Genomic DNA, 7,242 nt, shown 5'->3' on the forward strand with positions numbered 1-7,242 from the left:
GAACTCGGTTAGTCAATCACGGTGGCGCTCGGCATGACGTTCCCGAAGCTCCTCGTCATCGGGCTCGACTCGGCGGCGCCGGCCCTCGTGTTCGACCGCTGGCGGGACGAGCTGCCTACGCTGCGCGCGCTCCGGGAGCGAGGGGCCTGCGGCCGGCTCCTGTCGACCAATCCGCCCATCACCGTGCCGGCGTGGACGGCGATGATGGCGAGCCGCGATCCGGGCGAGCTCGGCTTCTACGGCTTCCGCAACCGCAAGGACCACTCGTACGACGGCTACGCGTTCGCGAACTCGGCGCTCGTCAAGTACCCGCGCCTGTGGGACTGGCTCGGGGCCGCGGGCAAGCACTGCGTCGTGCTCGGCGTGCCGCAGACCTACCCGCCGACGCCCATCAACGGCGAGATGGTGACCTGCTTTCTCACCCCGTCGACGAAGGCACAGTACACCCATCCGCCGGAGCTGAAGGCCGAGGTCGAGGCGGTGACGCACGGCTACGTGCTCGACGTCGACGACTTCCGGACGCCCGACAAGGAGCGCCTGCTCGCGCGCTGCTACGAGAAGACCGACAAGCACCTCTTGCTCGCCAAGCACCTCATGCGCACGCGGCCGTGGGACTTCTTCATGCTGGTCGAGATGGGTGTGGACCGGATGCACCACGGGTTCTGGAGCTACATGGACCCGGAGCACCACAAGTACGAGGCGGGCAATCCGTTCGAGAGCGCGATGCTCGACTACTACCGCCACGTCGATCGCCAGCTCGGAGAGATGCTCGCTCTCTGTCCGCCCGACACGCTCGTGCTCGTCGCCTCCGACCACGGCGCGCGCCGGATGGACGGCGGCATCTGCTTCAACGAGTGGCTCATGCGCGAGGGCTACCTCACGCTCGCCGAGCCGGTCACCAAGCCGACGCCCATCGGCAAGGTGAAGATCGACTGGGCCAGGACGAAGGCGTGGGGCGACGGCGGGTACTACGGCCGCCTCTTCATGAACGTGCGGGGCCGCGAGCCGTCGGGGACGATCGATCCCGCCGACTACGAGAAGGTGCGCTCGGACCTCGTCGCCGGCATCGAGGCGATCACGGACCCGCAGGGGCGGAAGATCGGCTCGAAGGCGTATCGGCCCGAGGACCTCTACCGAAAGGTGAACGGCGTCGCGCCCGATCTGATCGTCTACTTCGGCAACCTCGGCTGGCGCTCGGTCGGCGCGGTGGGCATGGGCGGCATCCACACGTTCGAGAACGACACCGGCCCGGACGAGGCCAACCACGACTGGCAGGGGCTCTTCATCCTCACCACCAACGGCGCGCCCGCGCCGCTGCGCGGCGTGCAGGAGGGCGTGACGATCTACGACGTCGCCCCCACGCTGCTGCGCCTGCTCGGGCAGCCGATTCCGGACGGCCTCGCCGGCCGTTCCATCGTCTGAGGCGCCGCCGTGCCGACCGTCGCCGTCGACATCCTGACCGGGTTTCTCGGAAGCGGAAAGACGACGCTGCTGCGCCACGTGCTCGATCACGGCCTGCGCGGCAAGCCGGTCGCCGTCATCATGAACGAGATCGGCGAGATCGGGATCGACGGCAAGGTGGTGACCGGCCTCTCTGCGGTCGAGAAGATGGTCGAGCTCTCGAGCGGCTGCATCTGCTGCACGATCGACGACTACCGGTTCGATCTCGCGATCCAGGAGATCGTCGACACCGTGCGCCCGCACGTGATCATCATCGAGTCGACGGGGCTCGCCGATCCCGAGCCGCTCGCCTATCGCGTGAAGACGGCCGGGCTCGGGCTCGACGCCGTCATCACGGTCGTGGATGCGGCACACGTCGATCGCCAGCTCGTCGAGGCCGAAGTGACGGCCGCGCAGATCCAGGCCGCCGACTTCCTGGTCGTGAACAAGCTCGACCTGGTCGACGAGCGTGCGCTGGGCGCGCTCGAGAAGCGGCTCGCGAAGATGAACCCGCGCGCCGAGCGCTTCCGCAGCGTGCGCGGCGCGATCGACAGCGAGCTCCTGTTCGCGACCGGGGTCGCGACCTTCCGCGACCGGACCCGCACCAGCTCGGGGCACCTACACGCCGACGGCATCGGGAGCTTCCTCTATCGGACCGCGCTCCCGCTCGATCAGGAACGCTTCACGCGCCTGCTCGATCGCCTGCCGCGCGAGGTGCTGCGCGCCAAGGGCGTCGTCCGCTTCGCCGGACGCGACTGGCAGGGCCTGTTCAACTTCACCTGCGGACGACACGAGCTCGCCTGGGTGAAGCTCCCGAACGTCGAGGAGACGCAGGCCGTGTTCATCGGCCGCGATCTCGATCGCCACGAGGCACGCATTCGGGCCGCGCTGGCGGCCTGCGAGACGCCGCAGGAGAGGAGCACGAACCATGTCTGAGCGTCGTCCCGAGGCGCCGCCGGAGCAGCCGGCCACGCCCCCATCGCCCGCCGACACGGGCTACACCGAAGAGGAAGAGGCCGAAGTCCAGAAGCGCCTCGAAGATCTCGGCTACGTCGAGTAGCGAAAGGAATGCCTTCCATGCAGGACCTGATCGACAAGATTCGGCGGCGCGACGCGCGCTGCGGGGTGATCGGCCTCGGCTACGTCGGGTTGCCGCTCGCGCTCGAGCTCGCGCGCGCGGGGTTCAAGGTGACCGGCATCGACCTCGACGAGCGCAAGATCAAGGCGATCACCGAGGGCCGGTCGTACATCGTCGACACGAAGGACGAGGAGATCCGCGAGCAGGTGTCGGCCGGGCGCTTCCGGGCGACGAGCGACTTTTCGATCATCTCGGAGCTCGACACGGTCAACATCTGCGTCCCGACGCCGCTGCGAAAGACCAAGGACCCCGACCTCACGTACGTCGTCTCGGCTGTGAACGAGATCAAGCAGCACCTGCGGCGCGGGCAGCTCGTGATCCTCGAGAGCACGACGTATCCCGGCACGACCGACGAGGTCGTCCGCCCGGTGCTCGAGTCGGGCGGGCTCGAGGCGGGCAAGGACTTCGCGCTCGCGTTCTCGCCCGAGCGCATCGACCCGGGCAACAAGCAGTTCAACACCAAGAACATCCCGAAGGTCGTCGGCGGCCACACCCCGACGTGCACCGCGGCGGCGAAGGCGCTCTACGAGGCGTCGGTCGACACCGTGATCCCCGTCTCCTCGACGCAGGTCGCTGAGATGGTGAAGCTCCTCGAGAACACCTTCCGCAGCGTGAACATCGGCCTGGTCAACGAGATCGCCATGATGTGCGGCGCCCTCAAGATCAACGTGTGGGAGGTGATCGACGCCGCGAAGACGAAGCCCTTCGGCTTCATGCCGTTCTATCCCGGGCCGGGGCTCGGCGGGCACTGCATCCCGATCGACCCCTTCTACCTCTCGTGGAAGGCGAAGATGAACGGCTTCGACGCGCGCTTCATCGAGCTCGCCGGCGCCATCAACGAGGGCATGCCCCGCTACGTCGTCGAGAAGATCACCGACGCCCTCAACCAGAACGCGAAGAGCATCCGCGGCTCGCGCATCCACGTCCTCGGCGTCGCCTACAAGGCGGGCGTGAACGACATCCGCGAGTCGCCGGCCTTGATCGTCATGCGCATTCTCGCCGACAAGGGTGCGAAGCTCTCGTACAGCGATCCCTACATCCCGACGATCCGCGAGGAGGGATTCGACCTCGACGCCGTCGAGCTCACGAACGGCTATCTCGGCAACGTCGACTGCGTCGTGATCCTCACGGACCACAAGGAGATCGACTACGGCGAGGTCGTGAAGACGGCGCCGCTGGTCGTCGACACGCGCAACGCGCTCAAGGGCCGCGAGGCGAACCACATCGTCCGACTCTGAGGAGCCGGGCCCGGTCGTTGCAGGGTCGGACCATGAACGGTAAGGAGGCCGCGCCGGCGCGAGCGCCGGCAGGCGACGCGACGTGAACCTGAAACGCGCGATCATGCGGGAATACCGGCGGGTGTACGACGAATCGCCGGCGAGCCCGTTCCTGCACGCCCGCGACCAGCTTCCGGGCCGGCTCGGGATCGACTGGGAGACGCTGGCGCCGGTCGTGAAGGACCTCGAGCAGACGCGCTTCCTGCACTGGAAGGCGCAGGACCTCTACAAGCTGTCGCCACGCGGCGTGCGCGTCACGAGCGACGCGGCCGAGTTCGACCTCGAATTCCCCGAGTGAGCGGGGCGAGACGGCTCGGAGATGCGTAAGATCGGCGCGGGAATCGCCGGCGGCCTGCTCGCCGGCGCGCTGGTCGGAGGCATCGAGGCGATCGTCGCGTGGCTGTCGCGCGCCGGCGGAGCCGCGCTGCCGCCGCTCGGTTGGGCCGTCGTGGTCTATGGGCTCGTCGGTGCCGCGGGCGGGCTCGGCGCGGGAATCGTCGCGCTCGTCCTGCGCACCGGGGCGTTCGGCCTCGCCCTGGGATCGATCGCGGCGGCGCTCGGGTTCGTCGTCGGACGCTTCCGCGTCATCCGCGACGTCTTCCTCGAGCAGGCGCCGCACGGGCTCGTTCCGACGCTCGCGCAGGTGGCGGCGCTGGTCGGCTTCGCGGCCTTCGCGTTCGCCGTCTGGCGTGCGTTGCGCACCGCCGACGAGCGTCGTGGCGCGCTCACGCGCCCAGGCGTCGTCGCCGCGCTGGTCGCCGTCCTGGGCCTCGGGTGGTCGCTCGCGGAGCGCCTGGTGCCCGAGCCGCAGCCGCCGCCTCCGCCGGCCGGCGCGAAGGCGGCGCCCGGCGCGCCGAACGTGATCCTCATCGCCGTCGACACGCTGCGGGCGGACCACCTCTCCTGCTACGGCTACACCGCCGGGAAGACGCCGCACATCGACGCCCTCGCCGCCGACGGTACGCGCTACGCCCGCATGTTCTCGCAGGCGTCGTGGACGCGCGCATCGTTCGCGACCATCTTCTCGGGGCTCTACCCGTCGTCGCACGGCGCGATCCACAAGGCCGACGTCCTGCCCGAGCGGGTCGAGACGGTCGCCGAGGTGCTGTCGAAGGGCGGCTACTATACCGTTGGCTTTCCCAACAACATCAACGTGGCCCCGGCGTTCGGCTTCGGCCAGGGCTTCGCCGAGTACCACTACCTGGCGCCGGACCTCTTCTTCTTCGCCGACGAGGCGGCCGCCGATCTGACGCTCTATAGCGGACTTCGGCTCGTCCGGGAGCGCTTCTTCGCGCGCTACGTGAACGTCGACTTCTACTACCGGCCCGCCGAAGAGGTGCTCCAGCACGTGACGGGCTGGCTCGACGGCCCCACGGCCAAAGCGAGGCCGTTCTTCCTCTTCCTTCACTTCATGGATCCGCACGATCCCTACATGGTCCACCCGTTCGACGGCGTCGGGTACGCGCGCGTCGCGATGCCGAACCCCGCGCCGGGGATGGCGGACACACTGCGCCAGGTCTACGACGGCGAGATCGCCTACCTGGACGAGCACGTCGGGAAGCTCGTGGCCGATCTCAAGCGCCGCGGCCTCTACGACGAGGCGCTCATCGTCTTCACCGCCGACCACGGCGAGGAGTTCCACGAGCACGGCGGCTGGTGGCACGGGACGACGCTCTACGACGAGCAGATCGGCGTCCCGCTGATCGTGAAGCCGCCCAAGGGCGGGGCCTCCGGCCGCGTCGTCGACGCCTTCGCGACCAGCCTCGACATCGCGCCGACGATCCTCCGAACCGCCGGCCTCGCTCCCCCGGTCGTGATGCAGGGGCACGTGCTGCCGCTCGACGAGGCACCGGCGCCCGAGCGCGAGAGTGTGTTCGCCGAGGAGGACTTCGAGGGTAATGTGCTCTCGGCGGTGCGCACGAAGACCTGGAAGCTCATCGACGCGAACCCCGGCAATCCGCGTGGCCTCGCGCCCGAGGAGCTCTATGACCTCGCGCGCGATCCGAAGGAGACGAAGAACGTCGCACCCGAGGACGCGACACAGCGCGAGGTGATGCGCGCGCTGCTCGGGCGGATGACGCTCGAGGCCAAGGCCCACGCCGGAAGCGGAGCAACCACCGACGTCGACGCCGCCACCAAGGCGCGGTTGAAGGCGCTCGGCTACGTGACGGAGTAGGCCGGGTGCGCGCGCCGCTCCTCGTCGTCGGGCTCGACGGGGCGACCCTCGATCTCGTGGCGCCCTGGGCGGTCGCGGGGAAGCTCCCCGTGCTGGAGGGCCTCATGCGGCGCGGCGCCTGCGGCCGCCTGCGCTCGACGACGCCGCCCGCGACGTTCCCCGCCTGGACCTCGCTCACGACCGGCATGAATCCCGGGCGCCACGGCGTGCTCGACTTCACCGAGCGCGTGCCGGGGACGTATCGGGTGCGCTTCGTGAACGGCAGCCACCGGCAGGTCCCCGCCCTCTGGACGCGGCTCGCGGCGCGCGGCGCCCGGACCGCCGTCGTGACGGTGCCCGGCACGTATCCGCCGGAGCCGTGCGGCGTCATGGTGAGCGGGTGGGACAGCCCCCTCACGACCGCGGTCGACGGCTCGTTCGTGCACCCGCGCTCGTTCTACGACGAGATGCGGAGGGTCGTCGGGCGCCTCCCGTTCGCGGACTTCCAGGAGGTGACCACCGGGCCGGGCTGGCACGAGCGGGCACTCGCGAGCCTCCTGGACGGCATCGATCGCCGCACGCGCCTCGTGCGCCATCTCCTCGGACGGGAGCGCTGGGACCTCCTGATGGTCGTCTTCGGCGAGTCGGACACGGTCGCGCACCATTTCTGGCGCTTCTGCGACCCGGCATCGCCACGCTTCGTGCCGAGCCCGTTCGCGGGCGCGATCGAGCGCGTGTACCGCGCGCTCGACGCCGCGCTCGGGGAGATCCTGGCCGCAGCGCCGGAGGAGGCGACGGTCGCGATCGTGTCGGACCACGGCAGCGGCGGCGCGAGCGATCGGGTCGTGCATCTGAATCGCCGCCTCGCCGCCTGCGGGCTGCTCGGGTTCGAGCGCGCGCCGTCGCGCCTCGGACCGTGGCTCCGTCGCGCGGCCGTCGGCATCGTGCCCCCGTCGCTCCAGGGCGCCGTGCTGCGACGACTGCCGGTCGCGGCGGGCCGCGTGGAGTCGATGGCGCGCTTCGGCGGCATCGCATGGGACCGCACGCAGGCGTTCTCGGACGAGCTCGATTACCACCCGAGCGTGTGGCTGAACGTCCGCGGCCGCGAGCCGGAGGGCACGGTCGCTCGCGGCGACTACGAACGCGTGCGCGACGACGTGCTCTCGGCGCTCACGAGCTGGCGATACGACGACGGCAGGCCGGTCGTGGCGCGCGCGTGGCGTCGGGAGGAA

At 69.9% G+C, this 7,242-nt stretch carries 7 protein-coding genes; all 7 read left to right on the forward strand.

The window, feature by feature from the left end; all coding sequences use genetic code 11:
- Positions 1 to 21: 21 nt before the first annotated feature.
- Positions 22 to 1,422 (forward strand): alkaline phosphatase family protein, encoded by a 1,401-nt coding sequence (locus VMS22_16570; GenBank protein HXJ35648.1) that lies wholly within the window; start codon positions 22 to 24, stop codon positions 1,420 to 1,422.
- A gap of 9 nt (positions 1,423 to 1,431) precedes the next feature.
- A complete protein-coding gene (locus VMS22_16575; GenBank protein ID HXJ35649.1) occupies positions 1,432 to 2,376 on the forward strand; it encodes a GTP-binding protein in 945 nt (314 codons plus the stop codon).
- Positions 2,369 to 2,500 carry a hypothetical protein gene (locus tag VMS22_16580; GenBank protein HXJ35650.1) on the forward strand — a complete coding sequence of 44 codons (132 nt, stop codon included), beginning with the start codon at positions 2,369 to 2,371 and terminating at the stop codon, positions 2,498 to 2,500. Before VMS22_16575 ends, VMS22_16580 begins: the two co-directional genes overlap by 8 nt.
- Before the next feature lie 17 nt (positions 2,501 to 2,517).
- A complete protein-coding gene (locus VMS22_16585) occupies positions 2,518 to 3,816 on the forward strand; it encodes a nucleotide sugar dehydrogenase (protein HXJ35651.1) in 1,299 nt (432 codons plus the stop codon).
- Between the two features lie 82 nt (positions 3,817 to 3,898).
- On the forward strand, positions 3,899 to 4,153 hold the full coding sequence (locus tag VMS22_16590) for a hypothetical protein (protein HXJ35652.1): 255 nt from the start codon (positions 3,899 to 3,901) through the stop codon (positions 4,151 to 4,153).
- Between the two features lie 21 nt (positions 4,154 to 4,174).
- Positions 4,175 to 6,031 (forward strand): sulfatase, encoded by a 1,857-nt coding sequence (locus tag VMS22_16595; protein ID HXJ35653.1) that lies wholly within the window; start codon positions 4,175 to 4,177, stop codon positions 6,029 to 6,031.
- 5 nt (positions 6,032 to 6,036) lie between these two features.
- Positions 6,037 to 7,242: alkaline phosphatase family protein (locus VMS22_16600; GenBank protein ID HXJ35654.1), on the forward strand; the 1,206-nt coding region annotated here is incomplete at its 3' end.

This window comes from Candidatus Eisenbacteria bacterium (assembly GCA_035577985.1).
In the GTDB taxonomy this organism is placed as follows: Bacteria; Desulfobacterota; Binatia; order DP-6; family DP-6; genus DATJZY01.

Bases quoted from the DNA above. Each gene is read 5' to 3' on its own strand.
- VMS22_16585 (HXJ35651.1), top strand. From the start codon at position 2,518: ATGCAGGACCTGATCGACAAGATTCGGCGGCGCGACGCGCGCTGCGGG.
- VMS22_16595 (HXJ35653.1), top strand. From the start codon at position 4,175: ATGCGTAAGATCGGCGCGGGAATCGCCGGCGGCCTGCTCGCCGGCGCG.
- VMS22_16580 (HXJ35650.1), top strand. From the start codon at position 2,369: ATGTCTGAGCGTCGTCCCGAGGCGCCGCCGGAGCAGCCGGCCACGCCC.